The sequence below is a fragment of the Umezawaea sp. genome, from assembly GCF_036375055.1.
In the GTDB taxonomy this organism is placed as follows: Bacteria; Actinomycetota; Actinomycetes; order Mycobacteriales; family Pseudonocardiaceae; genus Umezawaea.
In genome coordinates this window covers 1-15,923 of the sequence record NZ_DASUSQ010000004.1, presented here as the reverse complement: position 1 = coordinate 15,923, position 15,923 = coordinate 1, and the positions used below count along the sequence as shown (strand labels likewise).

Sequence of the window (15,923 nt, the reverse complement as noted above, 5' to 3'; positions counted from 1 at the left end):
TGGTCACACTTTAGTCATTGGTCGTCAAGTCGGGCGAACTACGGTGTGCGGGCAGTGGTTGGCCTTCTCCGACACAGGAGCGGCCCGGCGCGCCCCGGATACGCATTCGCCGGAAATCACGTCGCGCGCCGCGTCTCAACAGCGAGCACCACGTGTTTCCAGGGGTGAGGAAGACCGTTGCGGGACGGCGTGCCGTCCGACCGCCGGCGGTCTGGACAGGGGAGGACCGTGACGTCGCGACGCACCGGGGCCGATGCGCTGGTACGCCAGCTCTACTCCGAGCACGTGGGCGCGATCTTGGCCCACACCACCAGTTTGACCAGGGACAGGGGCGCGGCCGAGGACGTGACCCAGGAGACGCTCGTGCGCGCGTGGCAGCACAGCGAAGCGCTCTCCAACGGGCGCGGGTCGGTCAGGGGCTGGCTCCTGACGACCGCCACGAACATCGTGATCGACCTGTCGCGGCGCAGGAAGGTGCGTCCCCACGAGGTGTCGATCACACGGGACGGGGCGTCCGAGGCGCGGGCGCCGGGCGACCACGCCAAGTCCGTCGTGGACGGTGTGACGGTCCGCGAGGCGCTCGTCCGGCTGCGGCCCGAGCACCGGGAGGTGCTGGAGGAGGTCTACCTGCGCGGCAGCAGCATGGCCGAGGCGGCCGACACGCTGGACCTGCCCATCGGGACGGTGAAGTCGCGGTCCACCTCCGCGCGCCGGGCGATGCGGGAGCTGCTGGCGAACTAGGGGTTCGTTCACCCGGTCAACGATCCGGCTGGCGTGCGGTCGCTGGACCTCCGGGCCGAGTGGTCCGGTCCGCGGTGGGCACCTCCCGTGCGTCGACCGTTCAGGTCACGGGTCGCGACCGGGAGCCGCCGGAGCGCGTCCCGCTGACGGATGATCCGGGCGGTGGACGACCCGCACTGGGTGGCTGCGGTGATCCGGCGCGGCGGCCAGGACGTGCGCGCCGTTCTCGTCGCCGGGGGCCGGGGCGGGGGTGCTGCCCGCCGTCGGGAAGCCGTCCCTGGAGCAGGGCCGCACGCGGAGCAGCTCCGACGGGCCGTTCGAGGACCCACCCGTCCTCGGGCGCGGGCAGGCGGACCGCACGCGCTACCTGGAGGACCGCGGGCGCGGGGGTTAGCCTCGGTCGGTGCGCATCGAGTACAAGCTCGCGGAACTCGGTCTCCTGCTGCCCGAGCAACTCCGGCTGCCACCCGGCGTCTTCCTGCCGTTCCCGTGGGTCAGGGTGCACGGGAACAGGGCGTACGTCTCCGGCCACGGCCCCCTGAACCCCGACGGGACGCTCGCGGGCCCGTTCGGCAAGATCGACGTCGACGTCACCCCCGAGCAGGGCTACGTCTCGGCCAAGCTGACCGCGCTGGCGGTGCTGTCGAGCCTGCAACGGGAACTCGGCGACCTGGACCGCGTCACGGCGTGGCTGCGGGTGTTCGGGATGGTCGCCGCGTCCCCCGGCTTCGACACCGCGCCCGCCGTCGTGAACGGCTTCTCCGACCTCGTCCTCCAGCTCTGGGGGCCCTACGCGGGCAGCCACGCGCGGTCGGCCGTCGGCGTCGCGGAACTGCCGTTCGGCATCCCCGTGGAGATCGAGGCCGAGGTCGCCATCGCGGGCTGATCCCCTCATCGGGGGATCAGCAGTCCGGGGATCGGCTTGCGGAACCCTGTGACAATCGGGGTGTGGACCGCTCCGAGCTGGCTTCGTTCCTGCGCGTGCGCCGCGAGGCGCTCCGACCCGCCGACGTGGGCCTGGTGCCGGGCGCGCGGCGGCGGACACCGGGGCTGCGGCGCGAGGAGGTGGCGCTGCTCGCGAACATGTCGACCGACTACTACGAGCGGCTGGAGCAGGCGCGCGGCCCGCACCCGTCGCAGCCGCTGGTCGCCTGCCTGGCCCGCGCGCTGCGGCTGTCGACCGACGAGCGCGACCACCTGTACGTGCTGGCGGGCTACCCGCCGCCGGTGGCGCACGCGCCGAGCGGGTACGTCGACCCTGGGCTCATGCACGTGCTCGACGCGCTGACGACCGTGCCCGCGCTGGTGTGCGACGACCTCACGACGGTGCTCGCGCGCAACCCGTTGGGGGCGGCGCTGTTCGGGCCGTCTGCGGGCACGGCGGGCCGCGAGGACAACACGGTGTGGCGCTGGTTCACCGACCCGGCGAGCCGGGCCGTCTACCTGCCCGCGGAGCACGAGCAGCTCGGCCGGGGGTACGTGGCGGACCTGCGCGCGTCGGTGGTGCGGCGGGGGAAGGACCCGGTGGCCGCCGCGCTGGTCGCCGACCTGCTGGAGGTCAGCCCCGGGTTCGCGGCCGTCTGGGGGCTGCACGAGGTCAGGCCGATGCGGTCGAGCCGGAAGACCTACGTGCACCCGAGGGCGGGCGTGCTCCAGATGCAGTGCGACGTGATCGTCAGCCCGGACACGGGGTTGCGGCTGGTGTCCCTGCGCCCGCAGCCCGGCACGGGCAGCGCGGAGCGGCTCGACCTGCTCCGGGTGCTCGGCACCCAGGCGTTCGCCTAGCGCCGGACCCCCTGGAGCTGCCGGTAGGGCAGTGTGCGGCGGGCGCGCGGTGGCGGGCCCGCCGACGACTCGGAGACGGCCTGGAGCACCGCCAGCACCGCGGTGGCCGACGGCAGCCAGCGGCGCTCGTTGTGGGGTTCGAGCAGCCAGTTCGACCCGGCCTTCGGCGGCAGCGGCACCGTTCCGGGCGTGCGCAGCAGCGTGACGCCCTCCGGCATCTGCGCCTGGCTGAACACGCAGTCGTTGGTGTCGGCCAGCGCGGCGGCCCTGGGCTCCACCTCGTCGAGGTAGCCGATCACCGGACCCTGCACGTCCATTGTGGACATCAGTGACGCGGCGAGCGGGAACCACGTGCGGGGGAACAGGAATCCGGTCATCCCGTGCGTCAGGGACAGGGCGGGGACGCCGTCGACCAGCCGGACGTCCCAGCCCATCTGGTTCCGGTACCAGGTCAGCGCACGGCCCGCGTCGGTGTCGGGAGGTGCGTCGCGGCGCGGTGGACGTGGTGACATCGGCTGCCTCCTCGGTCTGGTGCGGATCGAGTTGAGCACAGAACCCCACGGCGGCGGACGAACTCTGCCCGAAAGACCCACGTGCCCTGCCCCCGTGTCAACCCGTGGGGCGATGATGTGAGCAATCACATGTCGCGTCAAGTCCCGGTAATGGTGCTCCGGCCTGTTGAGACGGCACCCTCGGACCTCCCGGTGACGTGGTTGGTACCCGTCGAGGACGAATTGATCTCTTCTCCCGAACGGGGGAACGTGCCGCGGTGGCCACCGGCGGGCGTCACCTGGCCGGTGCCGGGGGTGGTCGCGACCGAGCAGCTCGGGACCACCGGCCCGGAACTGCCGCCGCAGACCTGATCGGGGAATTGACGTAGCCGCTCCGGATCGCGCAAGTTGGTGGGCGGTGCCGCCGCGGTGCCGTTCGCCACCCCGCCGACCCGAGGAGACGCGTGCCCATCCACTGCCGGACCGTGTCGGGGAGAACAGCGGAGGCTCGGGTGGGCATCGACCCCGACTCCGGCAAGGCCATGATCGCGATGCCGCCTCCGGGGACCGGCGTGTTCGACTGGTACGAGCTCGACCAGCTCGCCGCGGCCATCGCCGAGGTGCGCAGGCGCATGGCCGTGCGCCCCGGCTCGCCCCGCCCGCCCGGAGACGCCCCGAAGCCGCGCCAGGTCTGATCCTCGACCCGGCGCGGCTCCGGTCCGCCGTCAGCCCTTCTTGTAGAAGTAGTACGTCGCGCTGTAGTAGACGTTCTTGAACGACTTGTCGGCCGGGTCGCACGTGCCGCTGGGCGCGAGGCCGCCGACGGTGTTGAGCCGGTGGATGTAGGTGACGTCGGCGAACGCGCCGGTGCCGGTGCTGTCGAGCCCGGTCAGGCGCAGCAGGGGGATCGCCCCGTCGCGCGCGGGCGAGCTGACCGCGCCGCCGCCGTGGACGCGGCTGCCGTCGCGGAGCGACTGCCAGTACGGGCCCGCCGGGAGGGTCGCGTCGACCCCTCCGAAGTGGACCCCGATGTCGCCCCTGGTGGAGAGCCTGGCCTTCGGGGCGTGCAGCGTCCACGTGCCCGCGGCGCTGCACTCGTACACCTGGTAGCCGACGGCGTCGTAGCGGGAGCTCACGTGGTTCCCGGCGGGGACCGAGAGCTCCGAGGGCACGGCCGGTGCGGCCACGGCGGGAGCGGCCTGCGCGACGGCCGGGGCCAGTGCCACCAGACCGCCCGCGACCGCCACGGCGGCGGCCGTCAACCTGGTGCTGGAACGGCGTGCGGAAATCATCAGCAGTTCTCCAAGGGTGTGGAAACCGATCGCCGACAATCTAGGGGTGTTCGGACGGAATTGCTCCTGTTGAGACAGGATTCCAGGCGAGCGCCGTCCGGGTAGACCGATCGATTCGCGCTGGTGACAGGGGTTGCGCGGTCCGTGAATGTCCGATTCGCCCTGGTCGGCCGTAGCGTCGGTGAAGGCGATTTCCCTGGCAGGGCGCTGTTTTTCCGGGGTTGTGGGAATCGTTGCTCGGCAGTCTTGGAAAACCGTCGCCCTCGCCGCGGGGAAATGGTGATCCTCAGCGTTGAACCATTTCCGCGACGCGTACGTAGGCCATGACCGGGCGGGTGATTGGTCCAGGTTCGACACTGCGGTTGACCTGTTGACTGAACTTGTACATCTGGTCAATTGGGTGCACGATGGTCGCTGTGACGAGCAGGAGAGTGCGGACGGACGACGTCGAGGGGCGTCGGGCGCGGGCCGAGGCGGTGCTGGCGGCGGCGAGCGGGCTGATCGAGCGGTGGGGCTACGACAAGACCACCGTCGAGGACGTCGCGCGTACCGCGGGCATCGCGAAGGGGACGGTCTACCTGCACTGGAAGACCAGGGACGAGCTGTTCACCGCCGTGCTGCGCCGGGAGCGGCTGCTGATGGTCGGCGCGGTGCGCGACCGCCTGGTGGACCGGCCGGGGCCGCGGGCGCTGTTCCGGCACTTCGCGGAGGCGCTGATGGGCAGGCCGCTGCTGCGCGCGGTGCTGCTCAACGACCTCGCCGTGGTGGGGAGGCTGTCGGAACGGGTGCGGGAGCGCGCCCCGTGGCGCCCCTCGTTCAGCGACTTCCTGGCCATCCTGCGGGCTCACGGCGCGGTCGACGCGACGCGCGGCGAACTCGGGCAGGTCACCCTGGTCAACGCCGCCTACCTCGGGGTGCTCACGACCGCGGCGCTGCTGCCCGAGCCGATGCGGCTGTCCCCCGACGAGCAGGCCGACCTGATCGCCGACATGGTCGCGGACACCCTCCGCCTGACCGGCGGCGACGACCCGGCCGCGCTCGACCGGGCGATCGCCGACCACGTCGAGGCCACGTTCGTCTCCGCGCGACGGGAACTGGCCGAGGTCATGGGCCTCGTACCGGAAGGCGCGGACTCGTGACCGCGACGGTCCTGCCGCTGGCCGACCCGGCCGCCGACCTGCTCACCGCGGGGGGCAAGGGCGAATCGCTGGCGAAGCTCACCACCGCGGGCCTCCCGGTGCCGCCGGGCTTCCACGTCACGACGGCCGCCTACCGCGCGTTCGTCGCGCACCACGGCCTGGCCGCCGGGATCGCGGGCGCGTCGCACCGGGAGGTCGTCGACCTGTTCGCCGGGCACGAACCGCCCGCCGAGGTGGCGGCCGCCATCACCCGCGCCTACGCGGACCTGGGGGAGGGGCCCGTGGCGGTCCGCTCGTCCGCGACGGCCGAGGACCTGCCCGACGCGTCGTTCGCGGGGCAGCAGGACACGTTCCTCGACGTCACCGGTACCGATGCGGTGCTGGCCGCGGTGAAGCGCTGCTGGGCGTCGCTGTGGACGGAGCGCGCGGTCGACTACCGCGCCCGCCACGGCGTCGAGCCCGCCGACGTGGCCATCGCGGTCGTGGTGCAGCGGATGGTGCCCGCCACGTCCGCGGGGGTCCTGTTCACCGCCGACCCGGTGACCGGTGCGCGCGACCGGCTGGTCGTGAACGCCGTGCGCGGGCTCGGCGAGGCCCTGGTCTCCGGCGACGCCGACCCGGAGGTGGTCGTGCTGGGCGCCTGCGGCATCACCGAGCGGCACGGCGACCGGGTGCTCTCCGACGAGACCGCGCTGGAGCTCGCCGGGCTCGGCCGCCGGATCGAGGAGCTGTACGGGCGGCCGGTGGACGTCGAGTGGGCCGTGCACGACGGTGAGGTGTTCGTGGTGCAGGCCCGGCCGATCACCGTGGCCGCGCACGAGGAGTGGAACGACAGCCTCGACGGCGACTACCTGTGGACGTGCGCCAACCTCGGCGAGGCGATCCCGAGCGTGATGACCCCCGCGACCTGGTCGCTGGTCGACGTGTTCATGTCCGAGACGATGTCCGTGCCGCGCCTCGGACCGCACCGCATGGCGGGCAACATCGGCGGTCGGTTCTACCTCAACCTCAGCGTCGCCCTCGGCGTGAGCGCGGCGCTGGGCATCGAGGACCTGGCGCGCCGGGCCACCGAGCAGGCCTTCGGTCGCCTTCCGTCCGATGTGGAGGTTCCGCCGCTGCCGATGACGCGGTGGAGCATCCTGCGCGCGGCGGTGCCGGGCGCGCTGGCGTTCCTGCGGCGGATCCGCCCGTACCGGAAGGAGCTGCCCGCGCTCGTCGAGCGGGCCCGCCGCCGGTGCGACGACCTGCGGGCGCGGATCGGCCGGACGACGACGGCCGCCGACCTGGCCTCGCTGTGGCGCGCGGAGGTCGACCCGCTGCTGCGCGACACCAGCCGGATGCTCGGCGCGGGGGCGCGGCTCGACGGGGCCGGGCTGGTGCGGATCCGGCCGTGGCTGCTCAAGCTGGTCGACGAGGGCGACGCCAACGCGCTGCTCAGCGGCCTGCACACCGGCACCGGTCCGCTGGCCAGCCTCGGGCCGGTCGTCGGGCTCGACCAGGTCGCGCGCGGGGAGATGAGCCGCGAGGAGTTCACCCGCGACTGGGGCCACCGATGCCCGGACGAGTTCGAGATCTCCGTGCCGCGCCCGGTCGAGGACCCGGAGTGGCTCGACCGCGAGGTCGAGGGCGTGCGGGCCGCGGTGACCGACGTGCGGACCCTCCTGGCGCGGCAGCGGGAGGCCCGGTCCGCCGCGCTCGACCGGTTCCGCGCGCGGCACCCCGGCAAGGTCGCCACGCTGGAGAAGCGCATGGCCCGTGCCGGGCGCGCGGCGCGGGGGCGGGAGGACGGCCGGTCGGAGGTGATCAGGGCCTTCTGGGTGCTGCGGGTGTTCTTCCTGCGCGCGGGGGAGGTGACCGGTCTCGGCGACGACGTGTTCTTCCTGGCGGCGGACGAGCTGCTGACCGTCCTGGACGGTGACCGCGCGCCGGTCGAGCGGGTCGCGGCCCGCCGCGAGACCCACCGCCGCTACGCCGCCCTGCCGCCGTACCCGACGCTCGTGCGCGGTCGCTTCGACCCGTTCCGCTGGGCCGCGGGCGCGGACCGCCGCGCGGACGTGTTCGACGAGACGCGCGACATCGCCCCGCTCGGCGACGCGGTCACCGGCTTCCCCGGCGCGGCGGGCGTCGTGGAGGGCATGGTCCGCGTGGTGGCGGCCGTCGCGGACGGGGCGGCGCTGCGGACCGGCGAGGTGCTGGTGACGACCGTGACCAACGTCGGCTGGACACCGCTGTTCCCGCGGGCCGCCGCCGTGGTCACCGACATCGGCGCACCGCTGTCGCACGCGGCGATCGTGGCGCGCGAACTGGGCATCCCGGCCGTGGTGGGCACGGGCAACGCGACGACCCGGCTCCGCACCGGCGACCGGGTCCGGGTGGACGGCGGCCGGGGCACGGTGGAGGTGCTGGTGGACTGACGTCGTGCCGGAGCCGCCGCGGACGAACGTCCGCGGCGCGCTCGTGATGGCGGTACTGCTCGTGCTCGCCGCGTCCTATCCTCGCGACCGTCGCCAGACCGCGTGATCGACAACGGTGGAGGAAGTGCCATGACGAGCGTCGCGAAGCCGAGCCTCCTGCCCGACATCTTCTCGGTGGAGTACTACGCCGACCCGTTCCCCACGCTCGCGTGGCTGCGGGAGAACGACCCCGTCACCGAGGTGGCCCTGCCGTTCGCCGACCTGGACCTGTGGCTGCTGACCCGCCACGACGACGTCCGCGCCCTGTCCACGGACCCGCGGCTCAGCGCCGACACCCGGTCGGCGAGCGAGCGGTTCCTGGCGTCGGGGCTCGCGATGGGCGTCGGCACGGGCTGGGAGCGGGCGTTCGTGCTCGACCCGCCGGACCACACGCGCCAGCGCCGGGTCGTCGGCGGGACGCTCACGCCGAGGGTGGTCGCCGGGTGGGAGTCGGTCGTCTCCCGCACCGCCGCCGAGCTGGTGGACGCGATGACGGAGGAGGACGAGCCGGACCTGCTGCACTCGTTCGCCTACCCGCTCGCGATCACCACGATCGGCACGGTGCTCGGCGCGCCCCAGTCGGACCACGCGATGCTGCGCGGCTGGTCCGACGCGGCGACCAGCCCGGACCGCGAGGCCGCCAACGCGGCGCTGCTCGCGACGCTCGACTACGTGCGCGGCCAGATGGAGGTCAAGCGCGGCAGGCAGGGCGACGACCTGCTGTCGTTGCTGCTGCGGGCGTCCGACGGTGAGGACCGACTCGACGACGACGAGGTGGCCGCCGTCGCGGCGAACCTGCTGGGCGCGGCCTACGACACGACGGCGAACTTCCTCGCCAACGCGGTCGTCGCGCTCCTCGACCACCCCGACCAGCCGCGCGCGGCCGTGACGGACCGGGTCGTCGAGGAGTTGCTGCGCCACTCCGGGCCGGTGCTGCTGTCGCCGGTGTTCCGCTTCGCGGTCGAGCCGGTCGAGCTGCACGGCGTCACGATCCCGGAGGGCGCCACGCTCGGGTTCCTCGTCGGGGCGGCCAACCGCGACCCGCACGTGTACGCCGAGCCGGACCGGCTGTCGGCCGCCAGGACCGACCCGCCGCACGTCGCCTTCGGCCACGGCCCGCACCACTGCGTCGGCGCCGCGCTGGCCAGGCTGGAGGCCCGCATCGGTCTGACCACGCTGTTCGCCCGCTTCCCGAACCTCGGGTTCGGTGTCGAGCGCTCGCGGCTCGCCCACCGGGTCTCGCCGTTCATGTACGGCTTCGCCGCGCTACCGGTCACCCTCGACTGAGGCGAGCAGGTCGGCGAACAGCGACGCCGCCTCGGCGTCCGTCACCGCCGAGGTCGCCTCGCCGACCACGACCTCCACCGCGGACAGCCCCGGCACGTCGGTCTCGGCGGCACCGGGGAACAGCCACGTGCCGGTGCGCTCGGCGAGCCGCAGGTGCGCGTCGCGCAGCGCCTCGGGCGAACCGGGCAGGAACACGCGGAACCCGTTGGTCTGCGGCTCGTCGACGGTGACACCGGCGACGCCCGCGAGGGCGGCGGCCAGGGTGATCGCCCGGTCGCGGTAGGCCGACATCCGCGGCAGGTACCGGTTCAGGCCGTCGATCGCCGCGAGCGCGTTCGGGTAGTTCGCGTACACGTCGGCCCCGTGCCGGGTGAGCCACGGCGTGGCCCGCGCCAGGAAGTCCTCCGACCCGACCAGCGCGCACCCCGCGAGCCCGCCGAGTCCTTTGTAGAACGACACGTACACCGAGTCCGCCAGGTCGGCCAGCTCGCTCAGCTCGCGGCCGTAGTGCGCCGCCGACTCCCACAGGCGTGCGCCGTCGACGTGCAGCGGCACCCCGCGCTCGCGGCACCACCGCGACAGGGCGACCAGGTCGTCCCACTCCGGCAGCGCGAACCCGGCGTTGCGCAGCGGCAGCTCCACGGTGACCACGCCGAGCGGCTCACCCGCGGCGTCCAGGTCCTCGACGCCGAACCCGCGCTTCCCGCCCAGCCGCACGCCGCGCAGCGGGTGCAGCCGCTCGAAGGCGCCCAGTTCGTCGGAGTCGATGTGGCTCAACGGGTGCAGAGCCACGGTCGCGACCCTGCTGGTGTCCGTCCACGTCCGCAGCGCGGCCTGCTGGGCGATGACGCCCTTGACCACGAACCGCGCGGCGGGCTTGCCCAGCAGCTCGGCGACCCGGCGTTCCAGCAGGGCCACGGGATCGCCCGTGCCGTAGACGTCCGGGTAGCCCTCGGACTCCGGCAGGGCGATCAGCCCCGCCAGCCGTTCGCGCATCGTCGGCTCGCCGTGACCGGACAGCGACCTGGTGCAGCTCCGGCGGACCCGGAGGCGTTTCTCGACATCGGACACGGATCCACCGTCCCACACCGCCCGGCCCCCGGTCACCCGGATCGGCACGACACCCAGCGCGAGCTGTCCGGCAGCTCCACGCAGAACGGCCGGGCGGCGCTCGTCGCGGTGGTGCGCAACGGGGTCCCGTCGTCGTCCACCACGAGTTCCCCGGTGCCCACGCCCGACGTCCACGGGATGCGCAGCCGCCACTCGACGTCGTCGGTGGTCGACACCGGCCGGATCACGATCTGGTCCGGTTCCGTGCCGGTGACCTGGTACGGGAACTCGGCGGGCTCCCCGTCCGGGGCCAGCAGGACCGTCGGGCGGTCCAGGTCGGCGGTCAGGAAGCCGGGCGGCAGCGCGGCGTCGCACGGCGCGGGCAGGAACACCCCCGGCAGCGCCGGGCGGCGGCTGACCACCTCGACGACCGGCGGCCCCAGCACGATCTCGTCACCGGTCAGGCCGCGCACGGTCACCGTCACCGCGCCACCGCTGCCCAGCACCGACCCCGACGGCCTGCCCGCCATCGGGATCGGCGCGTCGCCGGTGTCCGGCACGACCCACCCGGACGCGCAGTGGTCCCGGACGCCGATGCTGGTCACCGCCGCGACCGCGCCCTCGGGCGCGAGCACCGACGCCCAGACGCAGGCGCTCGCGAGGAACAGCACGGCGATCACCCCGGAGACCGCGAACGGCTCGTGCTGTTCCCGTCCGGGGTCCCCCGCCGTGCTCGTCGCCACGGTGCTGACATCGGGGCCGGTGCCGTGCGCGTAACGGTGCCGTGCCGAATCGTTGCCGGGCCGCCGCCCGTCCCGATCGCCGGTTGTTCGGCGCGACCTGCGTGAACGGTGGCGGACCCGCGTCGCCGCCTTCACCCGGAAGGCCCAGCGGCTCCACAGTGGACGGTTAAACGACTTGCGCCGCGGCCTAGGGTGGGAGGCATGTCGGTCCACCCGCAGCACGTCGCCGCGGCCGCGCGAGCTCCCCGCTCGTCGGTCGCCGCCGCTGCCTGACCTCGACACCCCCCCGGCGACCGGAAACGGTCCGTCCGGTTCCGCCGTGGCCCTTTCCGGTCGTCCCACCACTCCAGGGATCGGACCTCCGCCATGGACACCCAGCACGTCATCGACACGTTCCTCGACTTCTTCACCTCGCGCGGCCACCGCGGGCTGACCGGCACGTCGCTGCTGCCGCCACCCGGCGACCCCGTCCTGTTCACCACGTCCGGCATGCACCCGCTGACCCCGTTCCTCGAAGGCCGGGAGCACCCGCTGGGAGACCGGCTGGTCAACGTCCAGCGCTGCCTGCGGACCACCGACCTGGACGAGGTCGGCGACCCGACGCACCTGACCGTGTTCGAGATGCTCGGGTCGTGGTCGCTGCGCTCCTACGAGGGGCCGCAGAGCCTGAGGTGGGGCTTCGAACTGCTCCGCGACGGGTTCGGCGTCGACCCCGGCCTGGTGCACGTCACCGTGTTCGGCGGTGACGACCAGGTCGGCCCGGACACGGGGTCGCTGAGCACGTGGACCTCGCTCGGCGTCCCGGTCGAGCTGACGGTGTCGGACAACTGGTGGTCCAACGGGCCGACCGGGCCGTGCGGGCCGGACAGCGAGGTGTTCGTGTGGACGGGCGACGGCCCGCCGACCGGCACGCCCACCACCGACGACCGGTGGGTGGAGGTGTGGAACCACGTCATGATGCGCTACCGGCGGCACCCCGACGGCTCGCTCACGCCCCTGTCGGACTCCACGGTGGACACCGGCATGGGGCTGGAGCGGCTGCTGATGGTCCTTCAGGGCACCCGCTCGGTGTTCGAGACCGACCTGCTCACGCCGTGGGTGAGCGGCCTGCCGTGGGACCTGGCGGATCCCCGGCTGGTCGTCGACCACCTGCGGTCGAGCGTCGTGGTGATCGGCGACGGCGTGACCCCGTCGAACACCGGCCGGGGCTACGTGCTGCGCAGGCTGCTGCGGCGCGTGCTCACCGCCCTGTGGCGCGACGATCCCGACCGCACCCTGTCCGACCTGCCGGAACCGCTGGTGCGCTCGACGCTCACGCACTTCGGGCAGGAGCCGGTCCCGGTGTTCGAGGTGCTGCGCGAGGAGGAGCGCCGCTTCCGCTCGCTGGTGACGCGGGGGCGGTCCCTGCTGTCGCGCTACCGCGACCCGCTGACCGAGCGGGACCTCCGGTACCTGCACGAGACGCACGGCATCCCGCGGGAGCTGGTGGGGCTGCTGCGGGAGATGTAGGGGCCCCAGCGCTGCCCCAACCGGCGGGTGGATCACCGGGAGCGCCCCCATACTCGAACCGTGATGCTCGCGGCCCGCCTCAACCTCGCCACGCTGGAGTTCGCCGTCGAGCGGGTGCCGATCCCGGAACCCGGCCCCGACGAGGTGCTGGTGGAGGTGGCGGCCGCGGGCGTGTGCCTGTCGGACCTGCACCTGATCGACGGCACGCTCCGGGTGTGGAACAACGACCGGCCGAAGCTGACCCTCGGCCACGAGGTGTCCGGGACGGTCGCGGTCCTCGGCTCGGACGTGCCGCCGTCGGTCACGGTCGGCCGCCGGGTGATCCTCCAGGCAGGGCAGAGCTGCGGTCGCTGCGAGCTGTGCGTCCGAGGCCGCCCGTGCCTGACCGGTCTGACCAGGGGCGTGAACTACGACGGCGGGTGGGCGCGGTACACGCTGGCCAGGCACGACACGCTCGTGCCGATCCCCGACCACCTGCCGTTCGACGAGGCCGCCATCATCCCGGACGCCGTGTCCACCCCCTACGCGGCGATCAACTCCACCGCGGGCGTCCGGCCCGCGCAGTCCGCGGGCGTGTGGGGAGTGGGAGGTCTGGGCGCGCACGCCGTGCAGGTGCTGCGCACCATCGGGGCCGCGCCGATCGTCGCGGTCGACCCGCTGCCGAGCGCCCGCGACCGCGCGCTGGTGTTCGGCGCGGACCTGGCCCTCGACCCCGCCGCGCCGGACTTCGTCCAGCGGGTCCGCACGGCCACCGACGGCCGCGGCCTCGACCACGCGTTCGACTTCGCGGGTGCCCCGGCGGTGCGCGACCAGGCCGCCGAGGTGCTCGGGCTCGGCGGCGCGCTGGTGCTGGTCGGGTTGGTGGGCGGTCCGCTCACCCTGACCGACGGCATCGGGTTCAGCGTGCGCGGCCAGCGGCTCCTCGGCCACTACGGGTCCGCGCCGGAGGACGTGGAGGCGCTGGTCAACCTGACCGCCTACCACCGCCTGGATTTCGCCGAGTCGATCAGCGGCCACGTCCCGCTCGCGGACGCGGCGGAGGCGGTGCGGATGCTGGCGAACCGGGTCGGCGACCCGATCCGCCTCGTCCTCGTGCCCTGACGGCCGGTCCGCTCGTCCTCAGACCTTGCGGCCGACGCCCGCGTAGACGTCCTCGGGGCTGGTGTCGTAGTCGACCTCGGGCCGCCAGCGCGGGGCGCTGACGACGCCGGGGTCGAGCACCTCCAGCCCGTCGAACATGCCCGCGAACTCGGCGTGCGACCGGAAGTACATCGGGTCGCGGCTGTTCTTCATCGCCGCCACGACCTCCGCCATCTCCTCCGGCTTGCCGTCGGCGGTCAGGTGCGACAGCGCGACGAGGCTGCCGGGCGGCAGCGCGTCGAAGTACTGGGCCAGCACCTCGTGCGGCTCCTTCTCGTCCGGCACGAAGTGCAGCACCGCCACCACGAGCAGCCCGATGGGCCGGTCGAAGTCCAGCATCGTCCGCACCGCGGGCGCGGCCAGCACGCGCTCCGGCCTGGTCGCGTCTGCCGCCACGACGGTCGCGTTGTCGTTGCCCTGCAACAGCAGTTCGCTGTGGGTCACGGCGACCTCGTCGTAGTCCACGTACACCACGCGGGCGCTCGGGTCGGCCTGCTGGGCGATCTCGTGCACGTTGCCGACCGTCGGGATCCCGGACCCGAGGTCCAGGAACTGCGTGATGCCCTGCTCGATCATGAACAGGACCGCCCGCCGCAGGAACGCCCGGTTCGACCCGGCGATCTGGCCGCCGTTCGGCAGTACCCGCAACACCTTCTCACCCACGACGCGGTCGACCGCGAAGTTGTGCCCGCCGCCCAGCAGGTAGTCGTAGACCCTGGCGGCGCTGGGGAGTTCGGTGTTGATGGAGTCCGGCACCCAGGCGGGACGATCGGTCATCGCGCACCTCGCACTAGTCGGGGGCCAGCAGACTAGCGGCCACCCGGCCGCACCGGGCGTCGGTCAGCGCAGCAGCGACAGCTTGCCGACGAGCTTGTCCACCTTGTTGCGCGGCCCCACGATGCTCACCGCGTAGTAGGTCAGGTCGGCGGCCTCGGTGCCCGCCACCGCGGCCAGGTACTCGTCGTACACCCGGCTGGTCTGCGCCTGCTCGGGCATGTCGACCACCAGCAGCCCCTCCTTCGTCATCGCCCTGGACCGGACCTCCCCGACCGTCGCGGAGTCCCCGGCCAGGATCGAGCACCCCGTCCACGGCAGGCCGGGGTGGTGCGTGCCCGACGCGTCCGTCGTGCCGGGCCCGAGCAGCGTCGGGATGGCGTGCCCGACGGCCGCCGCCATGCACACGGCGGCGTTCGCGATGAGCCCCGCGCCGAGCGCGGTGTCCACGACCATCACCCACTTCAGCCTGGCGTTGCGGGTGGGCAGGTCGGTGCGGATCTCGTGGGGCTCCAGGGCGGGAACGACGGCGGTGGTCATGTGACTCCTTCACACGGGCTTTCGCCACACGTATGCGTGTTGATGCGGCGATACTAAGCACGAAATCCGGAGTCCGATATCGTCGTCGAACTTAATTCGGCGGAAGGGGCGGCATGGCCGACTTGGACGAACTTGATCAGGCACTCCTGCGGGAACTGCAGCACGACGCACGGCGCACCAACCGCGAACTGGCCGCCGCCACCGGCGTCTCCCCGTCCACCTCCCTGGAACGCGTCCGCTCGCTCCGCGAACGCGGTGTCATCCGCGGCTTCCTGGTCGACCTCGACCTGGAGGAGGTCGGCCGCCCCGTGCAGGCGCTGATCTCGGTCCGCGTCCGCCCGCCGTCGCGGGTCAACATCGAGGCGTTCCGCGAATGGGCGGCCCGCCTCCCGGAGACCGTCGGCGTGTTCGTCGTGGCGGGCGGCGAGGACTTCCTCATCCACGTCGCCGTACCCGACAACAAGTTCCTCTACGCCTTCGTCATCGACCGCCTCACCCAGCGACCCGAGGTCGCCGACGTTCGCACCAGCGTCGTCTACGAACACATCCGCAGCCCGGTCATCGAACCGGCGACCCCGATCCGCCCGCGCCGCTGACCGCCAGCGACCACGACGAGGCCGGGTGCCGAGATGGCTCCGGTCTCACGCTGACCCCGGTCCTGCGGTGGCCGGGGTTCTGCGGTGGCCGGGGTTCCGCGGTGGCCGGGGTCTTGCGGTGGCAGGGTCTCGCGGTGGCCGGGGTTCTGTCGTGGTCGTGGTGGCGGGGTGTCGGGATAGCCGGGTTCCGCGGTCGTCCGGTGTTCGGGTGACAGGGATGCCGCGCAACCAGGGCCCGCACCGGCCTGGCTTCCGTGACAGCCGGGATGCCGCGACAGCCGGGCTTCCTCGGCAGCCGGGCTTCCTCGGCAGCCGGAATGCCTCAGCGACCGGAATGCCTCAGCGTCCGGCGTTCCGGGGCTTCTGGGGTTCCGCGGCGGTCG

17 protein-coding genes are annotated in these 15,923 nt (G+C 73.3%); 11 read left to right on the top strand and 6 right to left on the bottom strand.

Annotated features, from left to right (window positions below; all coding sequences use genetic code 11):
- The first annotated feature begins 228 nt into the window (after positions 1–228).
- From VFZ92_RS00920 to VFZ92_RS00910, 3 genes are all read left to right on the top strand, one after another.
- Positions 229–741: a sigma-70 family RNA polymerase sigma factor gene (locus tag VFZ92_RS00920; RefSeq protein WP_330873699.1), complete on the top strand. Its 513-nt coding sequence runs from the start codon at positions 229–231 to the stop codon at positions 739–741.
- A gap of 403 nt (positions 742–1,144) precedes the next feature.
- Entirely contained in the window at positions 1,145–1,627 is a 483-nt protein-coding gene (locus tag VFZ92_RS00915; protein WP_330873698.1) for a RidA family protein, read from the top strand.
- 62 nt (positions 1,628–1,689) lie between these two features.
- The gene (locus tag VFZ92_RS00910; protein WP_330873697.1) at positions 1,690–2,526 is read left to right on the top strand and encodes a helix-turn-helix transcriptional regulator; all 837 of its coding nucleotides are present in this window, start codon (positions 1,690–1,692) and stop codon (positions 2,524–2,526) included.
- Here VFZ92_RS00910 and VFZ92_RS00905 read toward each other — a convergent pair.
- On the bottom strand, positions 2,523–3,038 hold the full coding sequence (locus tag VFZ92_RS00905; protein ID WP_330873696.1) for a hypothetical protein: 516 nt from the start codon (positions 3,036–3,038) through the stop codon (positions 2,523–2,525). The two genes, VFZ92_RS00910 and VFZ92_RS00905, sit on opposite strands and share 4 nt — an antisense overlap.
- 222 nt (positions 3,039–3,260) lie before the next feature.
- Here VFZ92_RS00905 and VFZ92_RS00900 point away from each other — a divergent pair, with 222 nt between their 5' ends.
- Complete coding sequence (locus tag VFZ92_RS00900; protein ID WP_330873695.1) at positions 3,261–3,389, top strand: hypothetical protein; 129 nt, start codon at positions 3,261–3,263, stop codon at positions 3,387–3,389.
- A gap of 92 nt (positions 3,390–3,481) precedes the next feature.
- Positions 3,482–3,712, top strand: a complete 231-nt coding sequence (locus VFZ92_RS00895; RefSeq protein WP_330873694.1) for a hypothetical protein — start codon at positions 3,482–3,484, stop codon at positions 3,710–3,712.
- Between the two features lie 30 nt (positions 3,713–3,742).
- Here VFZ92_RS00895 and VFZ92_RS00890 read toward each other — a convergent pair whose 3' ends face one another.
- Positions 3,743–4,309 carry a DUF3455 domain-containing protein gene (locus VFZ92_RS00890; protein ID WP_330873693.1) on the bottom strand — a complete coding sequence of 189 codons (567 nt, stop codon included), beginning with the start codon at positions 4,307–4,309 and terminating at the stop codon, positions 3,743–3,745.
- Positions 4,310–4,725: 416 nt separating this feature from the next.
- Between VFZ92_RS00890 and VFZ92_RS00885 the strand changes: the two genes are divergently transcribed.
- The 3 genes from VFZ92_RS00885 (at position 4,726) to VFZ92_RS00875 (ending at position 9,188) form a co-directional block, all read left to right on the top strand.
- Entirely contained in the window at positions 4,726–5,448 is a 723-nt protein-coding gene (locus VFZ92_RS00885; RefSeq protein WP_330873692.1) for a helix-turn-helix domain-containing protein, read from the top strand.
- Positions 5,445–7,862 (top strand): PEP/pyruvate-binding domain-containing protein, encoded by a 2,418-nt coding sequence (locus VFZ92_RS00880; RefSeq protein ID WP_330873691.1) that lies wholly within the window; start codon positions 5,445–5,447, stop codon positions 7,860–7,862. The genes VFZ92_RS00885 and VFZ92_RS00880 overlap by 4 nt, the downstream gene beginning before the upstream one ends.
- Positions 7,863–7,991: 129 nt before the next feature.
- Positions 7,992–9,188 carry a cytochrome P450 gene (locus VFZ92_RS00875; RefSeq protein WP_330873690.1) on the top strand — a complete coding sequence of 399 codons (1,197 nt, stop codon included), beginning with the start codon at positions 7,992–7,994 and terminating at the stop codon, positions 9,186–9,188.
- Here VFZ92_RS00875 and VFZ92_RS00870 read toward each other — a convergent pair.
- Entirely contained in the window at positions 9,168–10,259 is a 1,092-nt protein-coding gene (locus VFZ92_RS00870) for a threonine aldolase family protein (protein ID WP_330873689.1), read from the bottom strand. The genes VFZ92_RS00875 and VFZ92_RS00870 overlap by 21 nt on opposite strands.
- A 32-nt stretch (positions 10,260–10,291) precedes the next feature.
- A complete protein-coding gene (locus VFZ92_RS00865) occupies positions 10,292–10,981 on the bottom strand; it encodes a hypothetical protein (RefSeq protein ID WP_330873688.1) in 690 nt (229 codons plus the stop codon).
- A 366-nt stretch (positions 10,982–11,347) separates the two neighbouring features.
- On the opposite strand from VFZ92_RS00865, the gene VFZ92_RS00860 reads away from it, so the two are divergent.
- Positions 11,348–12,490: an alanine--tRNA ligase-related protein gene (locus VFZ92_RS00860; protein WP_330873687.1), complete on the top strand. Its 1,143-nt coding sequence runs from the start codon at positions 11,348–11,350 to the stop codon at positions 12,488–12,490.
- Positions 12,491–12,553: 63 nt separating this feature from the next.
- Complete coding sequence (locus VFZ92_RS00855) at positions 12,554–13,591, top strand: zinc-binding dehydrogenase (RefSeq protein WP_330873799.1); 1,038 nt, start codon at positions 12,554–12,556, stop codon at positions 13,589–13,591.
- Between the two features lie 18 nt (positions 13,592–13,609).
- Here VFZ92_RS00855 and VFZ92_RS00850 read toward each other — a convergent pair whose 3' ends face one another.
- Both VFZ92_RS00850 and VFZ92_RS00845 read right to left on the bottom strand, forming a co-directional pair.
- Positions 13,610–14,407 (bottom strand): SAM-dependent methyltransferase, encoded by a 798-nt coding sequence (locus VFZ92_RS00850; protein ID WP_330873686.1) that lies wholly within the window; start codon positions 14,405–14,407, stop codon positions 13,610–13,612.
- Between the two features lie 63 nt (positions 14,408–14,470).
- Positions 14,471–14,944 (bottom strand): DUF2000 domain-containing protein, encoded by a 474-nt coding sequence (locus tag VFZ92_RS00845; RefSeq protein ID WP_330873685.1) that lies wholly within the window; start codon positions 14,942–14,944, stop codon positions 14,471–14,473.
- Positions 14,945–15,057: 113 nt separating this feature from the next.
- Here VFZ92_RS00845 and VFZ92_RS00840 point away from each other — a divergent pair, with 113 nt between their 5' ends.
- On the top strand, positions 15,058–15,540 hold the full coding sequence (locus VFZ92_RS00840; RefSeq protein WP_330873684.1) for an Lrp/AsnC family transcriptional regulator: 483 nt from the start codon (positions 15,058–15,060) through the stop codon (positions 15,538–15,540).
- The last annotated feature ends 383 nt before the right edge of the window (positions 15,541–15,923 follow it).

Bases quoted from the DNA above. Each gene is read 5' to 3' on its own strand.
- VFZ92_RS00905 (WP_330873696.1), bottom strand. From the start codon at position 3,038: ATGTCACCACGTCCACCGCGCCGCGACGCACCTCCCGACACCGACGCG.
- VFZ92_RS00890 (WP_330873693.1), bottom strand. From the start codon at position 4,309: ATGATTTCCGCACGCCGTTCCAGCACCAGGTTGACGGCCGCCGCCGTG.
- VFZ92_RS00875 (WP_330873690.1), top strand. From the start codon at position 7,992: ATGACGAGCGTCGCGAAGCCGAGCCTCCTGCCCGACATCTTCTCGGTG.
- VFZ92_RS00860 (WP_330873687.1), top strand. From the start codon at position 11,348: ATGGACACCCAGCACGTCATCGACACGTTCCTCGACTTCTTCACCTCG.
- VFZ92_RS00855 (WP_330873799.1), top strand. From the start codon at position 12,554: ATGCTCGCGGCCCGCCTCAACCTCGCCACGCTGGAGTTCGCCGTCGAG.
- VFZ92_RS00850 (WP_330873686.1), bottom strand. From the start codon at position 14,407: ATGACCGATCGTCCCGCCTGGGTGCCGGACTCCATCAACACCGAACTC.
- VFZ92_RS00845 (WP_330873685.1), bottom strand. From the start codon at position 14,944: ATGACCACCGCCGTCGTTCCCGCCCTGGAGCCCCACGAGATCCGCACC.
- VFZ92_RS00840 (WP_330873684.1), top strand. From the start codon at position 15,058: ATGGCCGACTTGGACGAACTTGATCAGGCACTCCTGCGGGAACTGCAG.